Source organism: Erwinia sp. QL-Z3, from assembly GCF_004551645.1.
Classification (GTDB): Bacteria; Pseudomonadota; Gammaproteobacteria; order Enterobacterales; family Enterobacteriaceae; genus Erwinia; species Erwinia billingiae.
Genome location: NZ_CP037950.1, coordinates 145,783 through 165,430 on the forward strand (window position 1 = coordinate 145,783; position 19,648 = coordinate 165,430).

A 19,648-nucleotide genomic window follows, 5' to 3' on the forward strand; every position below is an offset into this window, starting at 1 on the left:
CGGTGCCCGGCGTTAAGCCAGGCACCTGCAACTCAGTGAATCGTCAGGCTGTCTGGCGTAGTCCCCAGCGCCCGCCATTGTGGGACATACATCGATTCCACCTGTGGAGGCGGCATCAGGTACTGACCCGGCGTCACCGCCCTTGCCAGATAAAGCAGGGTAACCGGGCGGTAGCCATCCACATCCACCGCGGCAACAAAGCGATCGTCGCGGAACTCGATGTGTTTGATATTGGCTTGCTGCATATCCCCCATCAACTCCTGCACATCGGCGGTGCTCTCCTGCAGGCTGGCGCTGCTGTTCGCCAGGTTCTGGTTTTCCAGCTCAAGTCCCGCCGGCAGAAGATCGACCACCAGCGCATCTGGCACCCGGCGATCCGCCCAGACCTTCAGGCTGACCAGCAGCAAATCACCGCTCTTCAGGTTTTCCAGTGAGATCTCCTTGCCCTGAAGATCAAGATAGCGTCGGGTGACATTCAGCACACTGTTGAAAGGCGCCGGCTTAGCCGTTGGGTAGCCAACCACATCCAGTCGACTGTAAATGGCATCCGTAGAATCGTTTTGCAACTGAACCCCTTCCGCCAGCTCTGGGAAGTTTAATGGCGTGGTCACCGGTCCTTTACCATTGAGGGAACTGCCGTTGAGCGTGGCCTGCCAGGCTGAACCTGAGGCATCGGTCAGCGCCCTGCCCACCAGGAACAGGGCATTATTTTCCTGAGTAGACAGCCAGCGCTTACCATTCAAGTTCTGCGTCAACGTAAGCAGTAAGCTGTCCTGCGCCTGTGGCAGCAGCTTATTCTCTGACAACAACACGTAGATCATGGCCTGGTCGCGGATGTCGCTGCCGTAATCGCCCAGCCAGCTCTCTTTCTGGCTGCGCTGCGTCGCCAGTCCGAGGTTCAGGGCTTGTTCAGAACGCGGCCGATCGCCCATTAATTTCAATGCAACGCCCAGTTGGACCAGCGACAGCCCGGTTTTCGCCTGACCTTGTTTATCGAACAGGGCACGCAGTGCGCCCAGTGGCGCTTTTTGCTGACGCGCAAGGACCAGCGCAGCATATGCCTGAACGCTAAAGCGGGAGGCATTGCTATCCTGGCTGTAGTAAACCTCGATCTGAGTGGGGTCCTGCAGATAGCGCAGCAGGCGCTGGTCTGCATTTTCAATCACTGATTTTTCCACGCCATAGCCCATCTCGTTGGCCCGCACGAGGAAATCAGTGACGTAGGCCGTCAGCCAAAACTCTTCCGGACTCTCTTTGCTCCACAAGCCAAAGCCGCCGTTTGCACGCTGCATTCCCGCCAGACGGTCAATGCCCAGATCGATGGAGGCCCGCCGCGCTTCATCAGTGCTGGTCTTGATCCCCAGCGCCTTCAACTGCAATTGATTGGTAAACAGTGAAGGATAGAGTCCGCTGGTTGTCTGCTCCAGACAGCCGTACGGGTATGCGTAGAGTTCGGCAATATAGCGGGCGATATTCAGCGGAGGTTTATTGCTTAATACCAGCTGCCCCTGCAGGGTTTCCGTTGCCAGACCAGAAAGCGCATCTGCCGGCAAGGCCCACGGCTCACCCGCATGTAGCACGCTGCTAAAGCTGCGCGTCACGCCCGGATAGGCTGGACGAACGCCAATTTTCCATTGTTGTTTCATCGGTTTGAACGCTTCACCTGGCAGCGACAGGCCAGTAATTTCCGTGCTGACGTCGCCATCTCCAAATCCGGCTGAGGCGGTGACGGGCAGGAACAGCGTTTTGCGTTCTCCTGCTTTCAGGATCACTGATTGCGTCTGCGGATCATCCAGCTTAAGCAAACCACCCGCACTGAACGCTATTTGCAGCGTTTGCGGCTGTGGGGTCAGGTTAGTCAGGTCCATCGCCAGCCTGGCGCGGTCGCCACCCGCCATAAAGCGCGGCGTCGCCAGTTCACTGACTAACGGTGCCGCGACAACCACTTTCTTCTCTGCCGAACCAAAGTCGCTATCACTCCAGGCCTGCGCCATTACGCGCAGTTCACCGTTGAACTCCGGTATTGCCAGCTCAAGCGTGCCCTCGCCATTGGCATCCAGCGTAACGGCCTGCAGCTGTTGGGCCACAATATTGACGTGAGTGACCGGTTTCTGCCCGCCACGGGTTAACGGATCTTCGTCATCGCCGTCACCACCGAAGCGCAGTGCCGCCAGGCGACCGCTGCCTTCAATCAGCTGACCGTAAACATCATATTGATCGGCGTTGTACCGTTTGCGGCCAAAGAAGGCTTCCCACGGGTCCGGCGTTTTGTAATCGGTAATGCTTAAGACACCACTATCAACAGCTGACAGCAGTACGGTGATTTTTTGCGGCACAGGTCCCTGCGAAACGCCCGCTTTCACCTTCACTTTCAGCGTCTGCTGCGGGCGAATTTTCTCTGCGGCATCCAGGCTGAGGGACAAACGTCGGTTCTCTTGCGCCAGCGGAAGATGCAGTAAGCCTACCGCACGTTTTGGCGTGCTTCCCTGGGTTTTATCCCCAGGGCGGATCACCAGCGCGCTGAGATACAGGTCATGGCGTTTCCAGGCGTTATCAACCGGCACGTCAACATCCATGCCACCTGCCGGTACGGTGATCTCCTGCCACCACAATGGACCGTTACTGGACTCCACCATCAGATAGCCTTTACCCGCAGCCGGAGATTCAACGTGCACCCTGGCTTTCTCACCCGGTTTATAAGCCGGTTTATCGAGCTTTAACTTGACCTGATCCGGCCGCAGTGCCCCGGAGCCATCGGTATTATCCTGCCAGCTGTAGCCTGCCCAGAAGCGCACGCTGCTGAGCACATTATTCTCCGGGTCACGCACTTCAAGACGGTAAGATCCCCAGTCCACTGGGTATTCGACACGCGTGCTGCCCTCAGCGGCAATGGTGACGTTGTGTTCATCTTCAACCAGATCTTTCTGATCGAAGCGGGACTGCCAGCCTTCGCTGTCCGAGAAGCTCCAGTAATAATCGCGGCGTTCATGGATCAAACGGACATTCAAATCCTGGGCAGCCAACTTCTTGCCGCGACTGTTGGCATACACCAAATCAAAGGCGGCGGTACTGCCCTCTTCCACCATGGGCTGGCTGTGATAACTGTCGCTGCGATAATCGTACACGTCCTTATTACCAAATAAAGGCCGGATACCGGGTAAAATCTCAGCAGGCCAAATCGCCTGAGAAGCACGGCGCGTCACCGGTCGGCCACCCGCCTCCAGCAGGCTGGCCTGCAGAATGACGGTCAGCGGTGAATGCACCTGTTTCCAGCTCGATTCGGCCACCACGCTGCTGTTGCCCTCGGCGTCCAGCTTGAGGTCAACTTCATCAAGCGTGCGTTTCAGGTCGGATTCATTGATATCGCCAAACTGATAGCCTGGCAGGCTGGCGACAGCATCCCTCAGCGGGCGCAGGAACAGTTGACCTTGCAGAGTGTTTCCGGCAGCCGGAGCACCATACAGATAACGGCCATTCACCTGGAAGGCAGCATCCTCCTCCATAGACTGCGGAAGTGGGCTGCTTTTAAGGGTCAATGCCATGCGCTCTGGCATAAAGTCTTCTACGTTAAACGCCCAGCTTCGTTTACGGTTATCGCCGGTATTCAGGCGGAATGACCATTTGCCGGTGGTTGCCGACTCCGGCAAGGTGAAACGATATTGATAGAGGCCATTTTCTGGCTGCCAGACTAACGTGCGGGCAACCTCGCCATCCGGCTTAACCACTTCCAGCGTGACCGGCTGAGGAGGTAAAGGTTGACCATCGGCATCACGCATCAGCGCATTGATCACCACCGTCTCACCCGGGCGATACAGGTCGCGTGGGCCAAAGATAAAGATCTGCTTGTCGTACCCTTCCGGGCCAGCCACCGCGAATTCCGCCAGATCCAATGCCGGACGCGTCAGATCCAACAGCGTGGTTTGCTCACCCAGCTTTGCCAGCACGATTTTGGCTTTCGGGAAGCGGGCAAATTCCGCATGGCCCTGCGCATCCGCAGTCGCTTCGGCCAGAACCTGCCCTTTTTCGTCCAACAGTGAAAGCTGAGCACCAGGCAGAGCGGCCCCGCTTTCCAGGCTCTGGCTGAACAATGCCAGCGTTTGCGGGAACTGATGCAGAGACAGGCCGATATCGCTCAGCGTGAAGAGCGTGGCGGGGTTGCTGTAGTTATAGGAACCGGCCTGCTTCATCACTGCCAGATACACGCCAGGCTGTTTTAGCGCGTCAATGTTGCTGAGCGGCAGCAGCATTTTTTCACGGGTATTGCGCTGCGGATTGAGATCAAAACGGCCGGTGTAGACCAGGTCAGCTTTGGTCAGCACATCCTGTGACTGCCAGCTGGAAAGCGTGGTGCCATATTGCCAGGACGCCAGAAAAGAAGGCAGTGAAGCCGGTTTTACCCGGAAGAAATCGACATCAATGCTGTTAATGTTGAGCGCCAGAACCGGCAGACCCTGCGTAACTTTGGTCGGCAGAAGAGAACCGCGGCTGGCAAAGCCAACCATCGGCTGCACGTCACGCGTGGCTATTTTTTGCTGGAAGGCCTGCTCAAGGACAGCGCCATTGGCGGCTTTTATCCCGCTATCAACCGAGACGGTCAGCTCACGCGCCGGTTCAAGATGACGGAAACGCAGTTCTTTACGCGAGGGAGAAAGCTCCCATCCGCCTTCGACTGCACCGGTTTTGGTGTCGATCAAATGTAACTGGCTGGCATAGTTTTGCCGATCGTCAAGCGGGATGGAAAACGTCAGCACCAGCGTGAAGGCGCCATCCAGCTGCACTTCGGAAGCATCAATAAGCGTTAATGATTTACCCGCATCACGTTTAGCTTCAGCTGCCCTCTGCGCGTCACTTAGTAAGGGAGGCTTACTGGCTGGCGCCTTATCAGACGCACTCTGGCTGGCCGGTGTCGATGATGTTTCTTCTTTTTGATCGCAGCCACCTAACAGCAGCAGCGAGAGAAAAGCCGCAACATATAATCCATTCCGTTTAACGTTCATCATGACTCCATGGCCAGCACCCGATAATTGAGGTGCACAGTATGACCTCAGCAGGGGCAAAAAAAAGCCTGTTTTTTCACTTTTAGCAACATTTCGCAAAGTTATTCAGGACCCGTCAGCCAACGACACAAGAATTGCGCGCTGCATTCAGATTCTTACGCAATATCATCCTGATAGTGCGGAACATCTTGTGATGGAGTAACAGCGCGGTACACTGGAACTATCGTTACTTCATGTCCCAACGCGAGGCCGCTATGACATCCTCTTTCTTTGTTACCGCCGACTGGCTGGCAGAACACCTTTCGGATCCCGATCTGCAAATCGTAGACGCACGCATGTTGCCTCCGGGTATGGAAAACCAGCGGGACATTAAGGCTGAATATCTGGCAAAGCACCTGCCTGCCGCGCCGTTCTTTGATATCGAAGCCCTGTCGGATCACACCAGCCCTTACCCACATATGTTGCCCAGGGCGGAAACCTTTGCGGTTGCGATGCGTGAGCTGGGGGTTAACAGCGATAAACACCTGGTGGTTTACGATGAGGGCAACCTGTTCTCTGCTCCGCGCGCCTGGTGGATGCTGCGCGAGTTTGGCGTGGCGAAGGTGTCGATTCTGGCTGGCGGATTAAAAGGCTGGGAAGAGGCCGGTTATGCGCTGGAAAGCGGTGCGGTTGACCTGCCCGAAGCGGAATTTGATGCCCGCTTTGACAGCAAACTGGTGAAACGCCTGACCGACGTGCTGTTAATCAGTCATGAAGGCGGCGCGCAAATTGTGGACGCGCGAGCAGCAAACCGTTTCAGAGGCGAAGTGGATGAACCCCGTCCCGGCCTGCACCGTGGACGCATTCCTAACAGCCTGAATGTGCCGTGGAATTCGTTGGTCGAAGACGGTGAGTTGAAGTCGCCCAAGGCGCTGGAAGAGATTTTCAGCCAGCAAGGCGTCGATCTCACCCAGCCGATCGTCACCAGCTGTGGCTCCGGCGTGACGGCGGTGGTGGTCATTCTGGCGTTGACCACGCTGGGCGTCGAAAACGTTACGCTGTATGACGGCTCCTGGGGAGAATGGGGAAGTCGTGACGATCTGCCCATCGCCATCGGCTGATTCGCGCGGATAAAAAAGGCGGGTCAACTACGCTGACCCGCCTTTTTTCACCTTATGCCGCCTTGACGAGCTTATGCCGGCTTATTGTTCGCCTTAAACTGCCGCAGGAAGCTGCCCCACTTGCGTTCATAGAACGGGGTGATATGGGCGGTAAAGAAGTGGCTGATACCTTTATCGTTTTCCACCACTTCACAAATATCCACCGGCTCATCTTCCAGCAGCGTATCCGTTGCCACACTGCCCGCCGCCTGAATAATCGCCTCGATATCGCTGTCCGCTTCAATTCCAATCAACAGGTTTGGCCGATCCTCTGCCGCTTCTTTGATATGCGCCACATAACCCCGACGAACCTGCTTATATTTCGCAAACAGCTGGGTCAGGGAATCAATCATCTGCGCCGGCGGTTCAGCAATCTCAGACAGTAACAGCGAGGTTCCCCCTTCCAGCACCGTTTGCTGGCTAAGCGCATTCGCGCCTTCGCCCAACAGGCTGGTGATTTCGCGTGGGGAGAACTCTTTGCCTGTCGGCAGCTTAGGGTTAAGAAACAGCGTTTCTCCCACCGTCATTTCAAACAGGGTGCGTACCGGCATCACCAGGAACGGCTGCTCTTCGGTGACCGCCTGCTCCATCGCTTCTACCGAGGTAAAGAAGGGAATGATGCTGGTGCCGTCGTCTTTTTCCCAGTGCTGCAGGTCCACCTGAGATTCAGCGGTGACGGCCTGTTCCTCCGGGCTTTCACCTGGCACCCAGACGCTGGCGTCCATCAGCAGAGCAAAAAATTCAGGGCGATGAGCAGGCTCAGTCGCGGCCAGTTTTAGCACCTCTTCAAGGCGCTGATTGGTTTCATTCATCGGTTCGATCCAGGCTTATTTCAGCAGCATATTGGCGACGGTGCGCACGCCTAAGCCCGTCGCACCGGCAGACCACTGATCGACAGCACCTTTACGGTAGGTGGCTGAACAGTCGATGTGCAGCCAGCCCTGCTGATAGTTCTTCACAAAATGCGACAGGAAGGCAGCCGCAGAGCTGGCACCGGCGGTGTGTGACGGCGCAGCAATGTTGTTCAGATCGGCAAAGTGGGATGGCAGGTGGCCACGATGGAATTCAGCCAGTGGCAAGCGCCAGAACGGCTCGTTTTCATCCGTTGCACTGCCCAGTAACGACTGAGCCAGCCGATCGTCAAAGCTGAACAGCGCGTGGTAATCATTACCTAATGCGGTTTTCGCCGCGCCGGTTAAGGTGGCGGCATCAATCAGCAGCTCGGGATTTTGCTCGCTGGCATCAATCAGGCCATCAGCCAACACCAGACGCCCTTCTGCATCGGTATTCATCACTTCAACGGTTTTACCGTTACGGTAAGTGATGATATCGCCCAGACGGAAAGCGTTGCCACTAACCATATTGTCGGCACAGCAAAGATAGAGTTTGACGCGTTTGGCCAGCCCACGGCTGATGGCCAGCGCCAGAGAACCGGTCAGCGTCGCTGCACCGCCCATATCTGACTTCATTGAGTCCATTGAACCGCTTGGCTTCAGGCTGTAGCCGCCGGTATCAAAGGTGATGCCCTTACCCACCAGGCAGGCAAACACCGGTGCGTTCTCATCGCCCGTTGGGTTGTAATCCAGCGCCAAAAACGCCGGGCTGCGGGTCGAGCCACGACCGACGGTGTGCAGGCCCATATAGCCCTGCTTGCGCAGATCTTCGCCTTTGGTGATGCGGTAGCTGACCTTGTCGCTGCCTGCGCCACACAGCAGATCGACGGCACGCTGAGCCAGTTGCTCAGGGCTGAGGTCTTCTGCAGGCAGGTTGATGGTGTCGCGCACCCAGTTGATGATCTTCATGCGGCTGTCGAATTCGGCACGGTCGCTGTCATTCAGCGTCGCCCACTCAACGGTGCGCTGCCCTTTCGGCCCACGATAACCCTGCCAGAATGCCCAGCTTTTTTCCAAATCCCAGTCGCCACTCAGGCTGACATGACGGATGCCCTGTGCATCAATTTTACGCGCTGCGCGCTGGATAGTTGCCAGCGCATCGCTGCCGGTCAGATGAATGGTCATCCCGCTGTCATTGCTGGTCAGGGTCGCTTTTTCGCCCCAACGTGCATCCGCCGCTGCCGTTGACAGTGTTATTTTCATTGGTGTGGTTGTCATCGCATGGCTCCCTCTAGAGTTTATTATTTGGTCCGTCCTTAAAAACGGTCGGTCACTACAATAAACCTTTATTTGCGTTCGTCTAATCAGACTTGCAGAAATGAGAGCAAACGGACTGAAAAAGTGTTCAGTCCGTTGGAGAGTCGTAGAGGGAAAGTGCTGCTAATTCAACGAGAAGTCGTTGCTGTCTGACTGTTAGCTTTGAATGCTTTCCACTCCGGGGAAAGCTCGCGCAGGCGGCCAATCGACTTCTGCACCAGCTGAATCGCATAGTCGATCTCTTCTTCGGTGGTAAAACGGCCCAAAGAGAAACGCAGTGAACTGTGCGCCAGCTCATCATTCAGCCCCAATGCGCGAAGCACATAGGAAGGCTCAAGGCTGGCAGAGGTACAGGCAGAGCCTGACGACAGCGCGAGATCTTTCAGCGTCATAATCAGCGACTCACCGTCGACATAATTAAAGCTGACGTTGAGGATATTCGGCGCACCCGCCGCCAAATCACCATTCAGATAGACTTCCTCGATGTCACTGAAGCCCGACCAGAGTTTGTGGCGAAATGCGCTCAGGCGCGCCATTTCACCGGCCATCTCCTGCTTAGCGATGCGGAATGCTTCCCCCATGCCGACAATTTGATGCACGGGAAGCGTTCCGGAACGCATACCGCGCTCATGACCGCCGCCGTGGATCTGCGCTTCCAGACGGATACGCGGTTTACGGCGAACATACAGACCGCCGATGCCTTTAGGGCCGTAAATTTTATGCGCAGAAAATGACATCAGATCGACTGGGATCTGGGTGACATCGACCGGTAATTTACCGACGCTTTGCGTCGCATCAACATGGAACAGAATACCGCGCGCCTGGCAAAGCTCAGAAATTTTGCCAATGTCCTGCACCACGCCCGTTTCGTTGTTCACGTGCATGATCGACACCAGGATGGTGTCATCGCGCATCACCGACTGCAGCAGATCCAGGTCGATCACCCCGTTGCTGGCAGGTGCCAGGTAAGTGACTTCGAACCCTTCACGTTCCAGCTGAATACAGGTGTCCAGCACCGCTTTGTGCTCGGTCTGGCTGGTGATGATGTGCCTGCCCTTCTCCTGATAGAAGTGAGCAATGCCTTTGATCGCCAGATTATCGGATTCGGTCGCGCCGGAGGTGAAGACGATTTCGCGCGGATCGGCGCCAATTAATTCGGCCACCTGATTACGGGCGATATCCACCGCTTCTTCGGCTTGCCAGCCAAAACGGTGAGAACGGGATGCGGGATTACCAAAGGTGCCGTCGAGCGTCAGGCACTTGATCATTTTCTCGGCTACGCGAGGATCGGCAGGGGTGGTTGCAGCGTAATCAAGGTAAATCGGAACCTTCATTGCTTTTGAACTCCATACATCATGCTAAATGTAAGTCATTCAATGCGACCCGATAAGGTTATCACCCTGCCGCTACCGGCTGAAACTATCAGCCAGTGAACGACAGGAGACAGGTTCGCGTTAGCGACAATCAGGCACGCAGATTGACGTTAATGGTTTCATGCACGCGGCCATTGGACACGCGCGCTTTTTCAGTATTGTTCTGACGGTCAGCCACTTCCAGGATTTCCTGGTTGTTGACCAGCTCAGCCAGTGAAATGTTGTTCAGGAAGTCGCTGATACGCTCGCTCAGGTCACGCCACAGCACGTGAGTCAGGCAGCGTTCGCCACCCTGGCAGCCTTCTTTACCCTGACACTTAGTCGCATCAACGGATTCGTCAACCGCCGTAATCACCGCACCGACCGCGATCGCGTCAGAGCTTTTACCCAACAGGTAACCACCGCCTGGACCACGTACGCTAGCCACCAGACCATTTTTGCGCAGGCGTGAGAACAGCTGCTCCAGATAAGACAGGGAGATGCCCTGACGTTCTGAAATATCAGCTAACGGCACAGGCCCCTGATGGGAGTGAAGTGCAACGTCGAGCATAGCAGTAACGGCATAACGGCCTTTGGATGTCAGTCTCATGGCGTAAACGACCTCAGTAATTACCCGGGTTGGGTGTTAACAAAATATGCCTGAAGTCTGCCATTCCCGACTAAATTGGTCAAGTATTTAACCTAGTAAAACACTCAACTATTTAACCAACCGTTTTAGTCAACTATTACCCCCGCAAACCGGGGGGTAAAATAGTCTACTTTTCGCCCTTTGGCTTTTGCAGCGAAGAGAGCATCCCGCGCAGAATATTCAGTTCATCGCGCTCCGGGCGGGCTCGGGTGAACAGGCGACGCATTTTACTCATCACCTGGCCAGGGCTGCCTTCACGGATAAAGCCGCTGTGGGTCATCATCTGTTCCATATGCTGATAGAAGCGCTCAAGGTCATCGACCAGCGGATATGGCGACTCTTCGTACTCTGGCTGCGCGGTTTCCTGCGACTGTAAAAACGCCATACGCACTTCATAAGCGATGATCTGCACCGCCATCGCCAGGTTCAGCGAGCTGTATTCCGGGTTAGCGGCGATTGCCACGTGGTAGTGACATTTCTGCAGCTCTTCATTAGTCAGACCCACGCGCTCGCGGCCAAAGACCAGCGCGACCGGCGCCTGCTGACCTTTCTGCACGCTTTTGATCCCGCATTCGCGCGGATCCAGCATCGGCCACGGCAGCGAACGGGAGCGGGCACTGGTGCCAACAACCAGACTACAGCCGGCCAGGGCTTCATCGAGGGTGTCAACAATGTGGGCTTCGCCGATCACATCGCTGGCACCCGCCGCCAGGGCGATAGCCTGGGAGTCAGGCTTGACGAGAGGGTTAACCAGATAAAGGTTGGTCAGTCCCATGGTTTTCATCGCGCGGGCGACGGATCCCATGTTGCCGGTGTGAGAGGTTTCAACCAGCACGATTCGGATGTTTTGCAGCATAGGAGTTCAGGTCAGTGAGATAATTTGAGGATGCTATCATATTTTCAGGACATTTTACGATCTCCCTGCTATAATCCGCGCCGTTTTCCCGTTCTTTAACATCCAGTGAGAGATAACGATGCATCCAATGCTCAACATTGCCGTGCGCGCTGCGCGCAAGGCCGGAAATTTAATCGTCAAGAATTACGAAACCCCGGACGCTGTCGAAGCGAGCCAGAAAGGCACCAACGACTTCGTTACCAATGTTGATCGCGACGCTGAGCGCCTGATTATTGAGGTGATTCGCAAGTCCTATCCGAAGCACACCATTATTACCGAAGAGAGTGGTGAATTAGCCGGTGAAGACGAGGATGTACAATGGGTTATCGATCCCCTGGATGGCACCACTAACTACATCAAACGCCTTCCTCATTTCTCTGTTTCTATCGCCGTGCGCATTAAAGGCCGCACTGAAGTCGCCGTCGTTTACGAGCCAATGCGCAATGAGCTGTTCAGCGCCGTTCGTGGACAGGGCGCGCAGTTAAACGGTTACCGCCTGCGCGGCAGCACCGCTCGCGACCTGGATGGCACCATCCTGGCAACCGGCTTCCCATTCAAGCTGAAGCAGCACGCCACGCCTTACATCAACATCGTAGGCAAGCTGTTCACCCAGTGTGCGGATTTCCGTCGTAGCGGTTCTGCTGCCCTGGATCTGGCCTACGTGGCGGCTGGCCGTGTTGACGGTTACTTTGAAATTGGCCTGAAGCCATGGGATTTCGCGGCCGGTGAACTGCTGGTGCGTGAAGCAGGCGGCCTGGTGACTGACTTTGTTGGTGCACACGGTTACCTGACTTCCGGCAACATTGTTGCGGGCAACCCACGCGTCGTTAAAGCGATGCTGGCTAACATGCGTGAAGAACTGAGCGAAGCGCTGAAGCGCTAGGTTCCCGTTCGGGACCGTTCAGTGACAAAAAGGCGGAGCTCAGCTCCGCCTTTTTTGCTTTCAGATTAGCCTAAAAACATCGGTCTTATGCCGCCGGACATCGCCGGCGTGGCGCTCAGCCACAGCATGATGCCGACCGCGACCAGCAGCACGCCTCCCACCAACGACAATCCTGACCAGCCGACCTTCTGCCAGCCCGCCGGAGAGGCGCCACGGCTGAGTTTTAGCGCCAGCGCTCTGGAAACCTGCACCAGCAAGGCCATCGCCGAAACGGTTAATGCCGTGCCCACCGCCATCGCCAATGCCGACAGCACGCCCCAGCCATAAACACCGATCACTTTTGAAAACAGCAGCATCATGATCGCCCCTGAACAAGGGCGCAATCCCATCGAAAGCACCACGATCGCTTTGGTTTTGCCATTGACCGCTTTATCCAGCATCTGGCTGTCCGGCACATGCTGATGCCCGCAACCACAGCTGTCGCTGTGTTGATGCCCTACCGGCACGATCCGTTGAATCTTCATCGCTGGCATGGGCCGTAAGGCTTGCCAGATTTTGCGCAGCGCGCGCCAGCAAAGCCAGAGGCCCAGTCCGGCGACCATCAGATAACTGCCCTTCTCCAGCCAGTAACTGCTGAGATGCAGCTGGCGGGATGAGAGGCCGAGCACCACCAGCATCACGGTGACCAGCAGGATGGCCACCCCGCCCTGAACCACCGCTGCGGCCAGCGTCAGCTGCAAACTGGTTTTAACTTTCGTCGGATGCGTGGCAAGAAACGTCGCGATCACCACCTTGCCATGCCCCGGCCCCAGCGCATGCAGCACGCCATACATCAGGCTAAATCCCATCAGCGCCAACCCCGCCTGATGCGGATGGCTGGCCACCTGCTGCAGCAACGCGGTCATCTGTTGATGCAGCGTTTTCTGCCACAGAATGCTTTTCAGCAGGATCTGCGGCCAGTGTTGCCAGACAGTGAAACCTGCGGCAATAAACAGCAGCAGCACAACATAGAGCGGCCACGCTTGCAGCCAGCCATGTTGCGGCCGGGGAGTTATGGCATTTACTGACATGTCAGGGTCACCGTCTGCGCGAACTGTTGCCCCAAATCCATATCCTCAGGCGGCGCGTCAGCTTTATCCAGCGACAGCGCATAGGCCTGCATCGACGCATCCGGTTTCGGCGTTTTCAGGGTAAAGCTACAGCGCTGCGCCAGCTCAGGGGGAATGTGCAGGGACTTTTCGGAATCGTAATACATATCAACGAAGTAACTCGGGTCAAAGGTGGTAAAGACATACGTCTGGCCGGCCAGCGGCTGCGGTTCGCCCAGCGGTAAAACATAGTCCAGCACCGCCTTGTTTCCCTGCCTGGAGAGATGGTATTCCGGCGGTAAGTTATCGAACTTCACCGGTTTGCCCTGATGCCAGAACTCACTGAAATAATGCTGTCCGAGCACGTTGGCCATCACCTCTGCCGCCAGCTTTTTCCAGACCACCGAATCGGGTTTGGCCTTGCCGGCGTCGTACAGCAGATCGGCCGAGGTAATCTCATCCATCACCCAATGCATTTTCAGGCCAGTGATCTTATCGTCCTGATGCACTAGCGTTGCCTGCATATCAATAAAGCTGTGCGGATGGGCCCACGCGTGCGGTGCCAGACACAGGCATAATGCCCCGATTAGCCGCCCAACAATAATGTTATAATGTAACAAATTCAATTCCCTCTGCTGTTCAGGCAAAAATTCTGTGACCTGCCTAGAAAGCTATAAATAAAACTGGCCGCACCACGCTGCCACCGGCAGCAATCACGCTATGCTTAGCGATGTTACTTTTCACTGGGATTGCCGACGATGAGTTTACCCTCACCCGAGCCTTCAGCTTTCTCCAGTCCGCAGCGTCATTGTCATCTGCTTTTATTGCTTTATCTCCCTGAACTTCCCGTGACTCTTGAGGTGATGAGTCAGATTAACGGGGTGGATCGGTCGGTTACCCGGCAAGATATAGCGGAGGTCGAAGCAGAAATCCAGCGCTATCACCGCCTCGCCCTGCATCAGGATGCCGCGGGGAAGTGGCAGATAAGCGGTGCGGAACTGGACCAGCGGTTGTGCCTGTTTCACTGGTTACGTCGGGCATTGCGGCTGACACCGGATTTTGTGCAGCAACATTTTGCCCCGCACGTTAAGCAGCAGCTTAAACAGAAGCAGATTGAGAAGGTGCTTTATGATGAGCGAAACCTTCTGGCGCTGGTGCAACATTGCGGCCAGAAGCTCGCACGCCAGTTCACCGAGCGGGATCGCCAATTCTTGCAACTGCTGATGCAGCATTCGCTGTGCCGGCAATCACGCACGGAATTCAATGACGCGCAGCAAAGCTGGCTGGCGGCAAAAATCGAACATCAGGTGGCGGAGGAAGTGGTTCGTCACTGGCAAAAACGCTGCAAAACGGCCCCCGATGGCAGTGAAACCTGGCTGTTTGCCCTGCTGTTCAGTCAGATGCACGCACCCAGCGCTGATGATGCCCACCATGATTATGAACATCAACTGCTGGACGCGGTGCGCCAGTTAATCGATCGCTTTCAGCAGCTTTCGGGCATGCGCTTCAGTGATGATAAGGGGCTGGCCGACCAGCTTTATACCCATCTGGCCCAGGCGCTGGAACGCTCGCTGTTTGGTGTCGGCATTGATAATAGCCTGACTGAGGAAGTGACCCGCCTGTATCCAAAGCTGTTGCGGACCACCCAGGCCGCGGTAGCGGAATTCGAGCAGCAGTATCAGCTGACCTTCTCGCAGGAAGAGATGGGGCTGATTGCGATAATTTTTGGCGCCTGGCTGATGCAGGAAAGTGCGCTGCAGGAGAAGCAGGTTTTGCTGCTTACCGGCAAGGATGAGGCGCTGGAGCGGGAAGTTGAGCAACAGGTGCGCGAGCTGACGCTGCTGCCACTGAATATCAAATACCTGGATGTGGCCGAGTATCAACGCAGCAGTGCGCCTAAGGGCATTGCGCTGGTGATTACTCCGTACGCCACACCGCTTCCTCTCTACTCGCCGCCGTTAATTCATGCCGAGCTGCCGCTGCAACCTCATCAGCAGCAGCGCATCCGGCAGCTGCTGGAGTCGTGATCAGGCGACCTTCGGTCGCAGGAACAGCGCAGGTATCACCACCATCGCCATCACCCAGAAGACGCCGCCGTGCAGATGCTGGAACAGCACGCCGCAAATCATGGTCATCACCGCAATACCGCCACCCATCGCCAGCGCCGAATAGACCGACTGCAGACGGATCACCTCTCCTCCCTCGCGCGTGGCAATAAAACGCATCGCCGCCAGATGACAAACGGTGAAGCTGCCGCAGTGCAGGATCTGCGCCACAATCAGCCAGGGTAGCGCGGTGGTTGATGCCATCAGGCTCCAGCGTACCAGCGCACAAATCCCTGACAGCAACAGCAGGTCGCGCGCGCCCCAGCGACGGAACAGTCGGTTGCTGGAGGCAAAGACAATGATTTCGGCCACCACGCCCAGCGACCAGAGATAGCCGACGACGCTGGCTGAGTAGCCGGCTTCCTGCCACCAGATGGCGCTGAAGCCGTAATAGGCGGCATGCGCGCCCTGCATCAGCGTCACGCACAGCAGGAACCGCCAGACGGCATTTTCCTGCAGCAATCGCTTCCAGTCAGCCCATCCGGCCGTTTCGGTCTGCTTCGCATTGCCTGTAGGCAGCACGGATGGCCGTAACAGCATGCCAGCAAACATCGCGGCAACGCCGATACACAGCATCACCAGGATCGCCTGATAAGAGAAAGCATTGACCAGCACGCCGGTCAGCGCCGAGCTGATAACGAACGCCAGCGAGCCCCACAGGCGGACCGGGCCATAGGCCATTGAAATTTGCTTTTGCCAGGTCGCTGCCAGCGCATCGCTGAGCGGAACCAGCGGCGAGAAGAACAGGTTGAAGCCAATCATCACCAGCAGCAGCCAGATCCACGAAGTGCTGATCCAGAAGCTGAGCACAAAGCATAACGCCATCACCGCCAGCAGGCGAAGCGCGGTAATCAGTTGCGAAGGATTGGTGACTCTTGAGGCGATGATCAGGCTGCCGAGGAATCGGGCGATCATGCCGCAGCCCAGCAGCAGGCCAATTTTCTCTGGCTGCAGGCCAGAGTCTTTCAGCCACACTCCCCAGAAAGGAAGCCAGACGCCATAGGCAAAGAAGTACGTGAAATAGCCCAGACCGAGCCAGTAAGCTGAACGAATCGCCATGTTCCCTCCGACAAAAGTGCGCGCTACTTTCTCAGAGGTCAGGCCTAAGATCAATTAACGGGACAGTATTGTCCCGTTAATGTGTTCCGGATCCCCTTTCGCGAGGGAAAGGGGTAACGCAACGTTATGCGTAAACCGGGAAGCGTGCGCAGATTTCCAGAACCTGCTTCTTCACACGTTCCTGCGTGCCTTCATCCGCGACGTTGTCCAGAATGTCGCTGATCCAGCCAGCCAGCTCGCGGACGTCAGCTTCTTTGAAGCCACGGCGGGTAACCGCAGGAGAACCAATACGAATACCTGAAGTCACAAACGGGCTCTTCGGATCGTTTGGTACGCTATTTTTGTTAACGGTGATGTTGGCGCGACCCAGCGCGGCATCCGCTTCTTTACCGGTCAGGTTTTTATCAACCAGATCCAGCAAGAACAGGTGGTTATGCGTACCACCAGAAACCACTTTGTAGCCACGCTCCAGGAACACCTCAACCATCGCTTTAGCGTTTTTAGCCACCTGCTGCTGGTACACCTTGAACTCAGGCTCCATGGCTTCTTTCAGTGCGACCGCTTTACCGGCAATTACGTGCATCAGCGGGCCGCCCTGGCCGCCAGGGAAGACAGCAGAGTTCAGCTTCTTGTACAGGTCTTCGTCGCCGCCCTTCGCCAGGATCAGGCCGCCACGCGGACCCGCCAGGGTTTTGTGGGTGGTGGTGGTAACGATGTGTGCATGCGGGAGTGGGTTAGGATAAACGTCCGCTGCGATCAGACCGGCAACGTGCGCCATATCAACAAACAGCCAGGCACCGATGCTGTCAGCGATTTCACGCATTTTCGCCCAGTCGCACAGACCGGAGTACGCGGAGAAGCCACCGATGATCATTTTTGGCTTGTGCTTCTGTGCCTGCGCCGCCAGATCGTCGTAATCGATTTTGCCGGTTTCATCGATGCCGTAAGGCACGACGTTATACAGCTTACCCGACAGGTTAACCGGGGAACCGTGAGTCAGGTGACCACCGTGTGCCAGGTTCATCCCCAGAATGGTGTCGCCCGGCTGCAGCAGCGCGGTGTAGACGGCGAAGTTCGCCTGGGAACCTGAGTGTGGCTGCACGTTCGCATAATCGGCACCGAACAGCGCTTTCGCCCGATCGATAGCCAGCTGCTCAACGATATCCACATACTCACAGCCACCGTAGTAGCGCTTGCCCGGATAGCCTTCGGCATATTTGTTGGTCAGCTGAGAACCTTGCGCCTGCATAACACGCGGACTGGTGTAGTTTTCAGAAGCAATCAGTTCAATGTGCTCTTCCTGACGCACTTTTTCCTGCTCCATTGCCTGCCATAACTCGGCATCATAATCGGCAATATTCATATCACGCTTTAACATCCGCATCTCCTGACTCAGCTAACAAAATAATCGGTATCGATCGGCCCGTTTGGGCGAAGGCCAACAGTGTAAACTGTTTTACCTGCTTAGGGGTAGCCACAAAGCGCCCTTTTTACGCAATCGATTGGCTTCAGGACTGGCGAGGGTTGCCTAACCAAATGATGCCCCTGCCAGCTAAAGGTGTATTTACAATGCACGTTTATAAGTTATAAGATGCATTTTAAATACATGTTTAAGCACTCAAGGGAGTTCACCTATGTTAGACGCAAAAACCATTGCCACTGTGAAAGCCACCATTCCTGCCCTGCTGGCGACCGGTCCGGCGTTGACCGCCCATTTCTATGACCGAATGTTTGCGCATAACCCCGAGCTGAAAGAGATTTTCAATATGAGCAATCAGCGCAACGGCAATCAGCGTGAAGCGCTGTTTAACGCCATCTGTGCCTATGCCAGCAATATTGAAAATCTGGCTGCTCTGCTGCCCGCCGTGGAAAAGATTGCACAGAAGCACACCAGCTTCGCCATTCAGCCCGCGCAGTATCAGATTGTCGGCCAGCATCTGCTGGCAACCCTTGACGAAATGCTCAGTCCGGGCGACAAGGTGCTGGATGCCTGGGGCAAAGCCTATGGCGTACTGGCGGGCGTGTTTATTCAGCGGGAAGAACAGCTTTATCAGCAGGCCGGGGAAAAAGTGGGCGGCTGGCGTATGCCGAGGGCGTTTCGCATCAGCGCCATTGAGCCACAAAGCGAGGTGATCAAAAGCTTTATTCTCAGCCCGACCGATGGTCAGCCGGTGGCGGATTATCAGGCGGGTCAGTATCTTGGCGTCTGGCTGCGCGATAAGCGTTTTGCCAATCAGGAGATCCGACAGTATTCGCTGACCCGCGCGCCCAATGGCCGGGATTATCGCATTGCCGTGCGCCATGAACCGGGCGGTACGGTGTCTGGCTGGCTGCACCAGCATGCACAGGTCGGTGATGAGCTGAGACTGGCTGCACCGGCGGGTGACTTCTTGCTGGCCGTCTCTCCCGAGACACCGGTCACCCTGATCTCCGCCGGCGTCGGCCAGACGCCGATGCTGGCGATGCTGGATGTGCTGGCCTCTCAGCAGCATCCTGCCCGCGTGCAGTGGTTCCATGCTGCCGATAATGGCACCAGGCACGCGTTTGGTGAGGAGGTGGCGGCTTCAGCACAACGCCTGCCCAACTTTTCGCAGCACCTGTGGTATCGCGATCCGCTGCCGCAGGATGCCGAACGTTTCGACAGCGCCGGCGTGATGAATTTACTGCCGCTGGAGAGCCAGCTTAGCGATCCGACAGGTCATTACTACCTTTGTGGGCCGTTAGGCTTTATGCAGCAGGTGGCGCAACAGCTGGTGACGCTGGGCATTGACAGCGCCCGCATCCATTACGAAGTGTTTGGTCCGCACAAGGTGCTGTGATCGGTCAGCCAGAAACGACATCGCCGCCCTGTAAAGGACGGCGATGTGATGGGCCAGACGGGAGAGGCGAAAAATCAGATCGCTTCTTCGTCTTCCTCGCCGGTACGAATACGCACCACGCGTGCCACATCAAAGACAAAGATTTTGCCATCGCCAATTTTGCCGGTCTGCGCGGTACGCATGATGGCTTCGACGCAGGTATCGACGATATCGTCAGCGATAACCAGCTCAATCTTCACCTTCGGCAGAAAATCGACCATGTATTCCGCACCACGATAAAGCTCGGTGTGTCCTTTCTGACGACCGAAGCCTTTCACTTCAGTCACGGTCATTCCAGTAATCCCTACTTCGGCCAGTGCTTCACGCACATCGTCGAGTTTGAACGGTTTGATAATGGCATCAATCTTTTTCATGGCAGACCCTTTTCATTCTCTCCGCGGCCGGAGAGTAATCTCTGTTCAGTATACGTGCAACGGACAGCTCCCGCTGCGCGGTCTGTCTCTTTTTCAGCG

15 protein-coding genes are annotated in these 19,648 nt (G+C 56.1%); 4 read left to right on the plus strand and 11 right to left on the minus strand.

Annotated features, from left to right (window positions below):
• Positions 1–32: 32 nt before the first annotated feature.
• Positions 33–4,997 carry an alpha-2-macroglobulin gene (locus E2F51_RS01380; protein ID WP_134822566.1) on the minus strand — a complete coding sequence of 1,655 codons (4,965 nt, stop codon included), beginning with the start codon at positions 4,995–4,997 and terminating at the stop codon, positions 33–35.
• A 254-nt stretch (positions 4,998–5,251) separates the two neighbouring features.
• Between E2F51_RS01380 and sseA the strand changes: the two genes are divergently transcribed.
• Positions 5,252–6,097 carry a 3-mercaptopyruvate sulfurtransferase gene (gene sseA / locus E2F51_RS01385; protein WP_134822567.1) on the plus strand — a complete coding sequence of 282 codons (846 nt, stop codon included), beginning with the start codon at positions 5,252–5,254 and terminating at the stop codon, positions 6,095–6,097.
• A 71-nt stretch (positions 6,098–6,168) separates the two neighbouring features.
• Here the strand turns inward: sseA and sseB are convergent, their stop codons facing one another.
• The 5 genes from sseB to trmJ all read right to left on the minus strand — a co-directional run bounded on the left by sseB (position 6,169) and on the right by trmJ (position 11,143).
• Positions 6,169–6,948, minus strand: coding sequence for an enhanced serine sensitivity protein SseB (gene sseB / locus E2F51_RS01390; RefSeq protein ID WP_134822568.1), 780 nt, complete (start codon positions 6,946–6,948; stop codon positions 6,169–6,171).
• Between the two features lie 15 nt (positions 6,949–6,963).
• Positions 6,964–8,247 carry an aminopeptidase PepB gene (gene pepB, locus E2F51_RS01395; protein WP_134822569.1) on the minus strand — a complete coding sequence of 428 codons (1,284 nt, stop codon included), beginning with the start codon at positions 8,245–8,247 and terminating at the stop codon, positions 6,964–6,966.
• A gap of 167 nt (positions 8,248–8,414) precedes the next feature.
• Positions 8,415–9,620: an IscS subfamily cysteine desulfurase gene (locus tag E2F51_RS01400; protein WP_013203402.1), complete on the minus strand. Its 1,206-nt coding sequence runs from the start codon at positions 9,618–9,620 to the stop codon at positions 8,415–8,417.
• Between the two features lie 130 nt (positions 9,621–9,750).
• A complete protein-coding gene (iscR, locus tag E2F51_RS01405; RefSeq protein WP_013203403.1) occupies positions 9,751–10,248 on the minus strand; it encodes a Fe-S cluster assembly transcriptional regulator IscR in 498 nt (165 codons plus the stop codon).
• A gap of 166 nt (positions 10,249–10,414) precedes the next feature.
• Complete coding sequence (trmJ, locus tag E2F51_RS01410; protein ID WP_134822570.1) at positions 10,415–11,143, minus strand: tRNA (cytosine(32)/uridine(32)-2'-O)-methyltransferase TrmJ; 729 nt, start codon at positions 11,141–11,143, stop codon at positions 10,415–10,417.
• 118 nt (positions 11,144–11,261) lie between these two features.
• Here trmJ and suhB point away from each other — a divergent pair, with 118 nt between their 5' ends.
• A complete protein-coding gene (suhB, locus tag E2F51_RS01415; protein ID WP_134822571.1) occupies positions 11,262–12,065 on the plus strand; it encodes an inositol-1-monophosphatase in 804 nt (267 codons plus the stop codon).
• A gap of 65 nt (positions 12,066–12,130) precedes the next feature.
• Here the strand turns inward: suhB and E2F51_RS01420 are convergent, their stop codons facing one another.
• Both E2F51_RS01420 and E2F51_RS01425 read right to left on the minus strand, forming a co-directional pair.
• Positions 12,131–13,135 (minus strand): nickel/cobalt transporter, encoded by a 1,005-nt coding sequence (locus tag E2F51_RS01420; protein ID WP_134822572.1) that lies wholly within the window; start codon positions 13,133–13,135, stop codon positions 12,131–12,133.
• Positions 13,126–13,773 carry a DUF1007 family protein gene (locus E2F51_RS01425; protein ID WP_134822573.1) on the minus strand — a complete coding sequence of 216 codons (648 nt, stop codon included), beginning with the start codon at positions 13,771–13,773 and terminating at the stop codon, positions 13,126–13,128. Before E2F51_RS01425 ends, E2F51_RS01420 begins: the two co-directional genes overlap by 10 nt.
• A gap of 138 nt (positions 13,774–13,911) precedes the next feature.
• Between E2F51_RS01425 and csiE the strand changes: the two genes are divergently transcribed.
• Entirely contained in the window at positions 13,912–15,180 is a 1,269-nt protein-coding gene (gene csiE / locus E2F51_RS01430; RefSeq protein ID WP_134822574.1) for a stationary phase inducible protein CsiE, read from the plus strand.
• Here the strand turns inward: csiE and E2F51_RS01435 are convergent, their stop codons facing one another.
• Together E2F51_RS01435 and glyA are read right to left on the minus strand one after the other, a co-directional pair.
• Positions 15,181–16,317, minus strand: a complete 1,137-nt coding sequence (locus E2F51_RS01435; RefSeq protein WP_013203409.1) for a 3-phenylpropionate MFS transporter — start codon at positions 16,315–16,317, stop codon at positions 15,181–15,183.
• 124 nt (positions 16,318–16,441) lie between these two features.
• Positions 16,442–17,695 carry a serine hydroxymethyltransferase gene (gene glyA, locus E2F51_RS01440; RefSeq protein WP_013203410.1) on the minus strand — a complete coding sequence of 418 codons (1,254 nt, stop codon included), beginning with the start codon at positions 17,693–17,695 and terminating at the stop codon, positions 16,442–16,444.
• Between the two features lie 256 nt (positions 17,696–17,951).
• Between glyA and hmpA the strand changes: the two genes are divergently transcribed.
• Entirely contained in the window at positions 17,952–19,136 is a 1,185-nt protein-coding gene (gene hmpA / locus E2F51_RS01445) for an NO-inducible flavohemoprotein (RefSeq protein WP_134822575.1), read from the plus strand.
• Between the two features lie 74 nt (positions 19,137–19,210).
• On the opposite strand, the gene glnB is transcribed toward hmpA, so the two are convergent.
• Positions 19,211–19,549 carry a nitrogen regulatory protein P-II gene (gene glnB, locus E2F51_RS01450; RefSeq protein WP_013203412.1) on the minus strand — a complete coding sequence of 113 codons (339 nt, stop codon included), beginning with the start codon at positions 19,547–19,549 and terminating at the stop codon, positions 19,211–19,213.
• Positions 19,550–19,648: the final 99 nt, after the last annotated feature.

Excerpts from the sequence above, each read along its gene's own strand:
- pepB (WP_134822569.1), bottom strand. The coding sequence starts at position 8,247 with ATGACAACCACACCAATGAAAATAACACTGTCAACGGCAGCGGCGGAT.
- suhB (WP_134822571.1), top strand. The coding sequence starts at position 11,262 with ATGCATCCAATGCTCAACATTGCCGTGCGCGCTGCGCGCAAGGCCGGA.
- iscR (WP_013203403.1), bottom strand. The coding sequence starts at position 10,248 with ATGAGACTGACATCCAAAGGCCGTTATGCCGTTACTGCTATGCTCGAC.
- hmpA (WP_134822575.1), top strand. The coding sequence starts at position 17,952 with ATGTTAGACGCAAAAACCATTGCCACTGTGAAAGCCACCATTCCTGCC.
- E2F51_RS01435 (WP_013203409.1), bottom strand. The coding sequence starts at position 16,317 with ATGGCGATTCGTTCAGCTTACTGGCTCGGTCTGGGCTATTTCACGTAC.
- E2F51_RS01420 (WP_134822572.1), bottom strand. The coding sequence starts at position 13,135 with ATGTCAGTAAATGCCATAACTCCCCGGCCGCAACATGGCTGGCTGCAA.
- glnB (WP_013203412.1), bottom strand. The coding sequence starts at position 19,549 with ATGAAAAAGATTGATGCCATTATCAAACCGTTCAAACTCGACGATGTG.
- trmJ (WP_134822570.1), bottom strand. The coding sequence starts at position 11,143 with ATGCTGCAAAACATCCGAATCGTGCTGGTTGAAACCTCTCACACCGGC.
- E2F51_RS01400 (WP_013203402.1), bottom strand. The coding sequence starts at position 9,620 with ATGAAGGTTCCGATTTACCTTGATTACGCTGCAACCACCCCTGCCGAT.
- sseB (WP_134822568.1), bottom strand. The coding sequence starts at position 6,948 with ATGAATGAAACCAATCAGCGCCTTGAAGAGGTGCTAAAACTGGCCGCG.
- E2F51_RS01380 (WP_134822566.1), bottom strand. The coding sequence starts at position 4,997 with ATGAACGTTAAACGGAATGGATTATATGTTGCGGCTTTTCTCTCGCTG.
- csiE (WP_134822574.1), top strand. The coding sequence starts at position 13,912 with ATGAGTTTACCCTCACCCGAGCCTTCAGCTTTCTCCAGTCCGCAGCGT.
- sseA (WP_134822567.1), top strand. The coding sequence starts at position 5,252 with ATGACATCCTCTTTCTTTGTTACCGCCGACTGGCTGGCAGAACACCTT.
- glyA (WP_013203410.1), bottom strand. The coding sequence starts at position 17,695 with ATGTTAAAGCGTGATATGAATATTGCCGATTATGATGCCGAGTTATGG.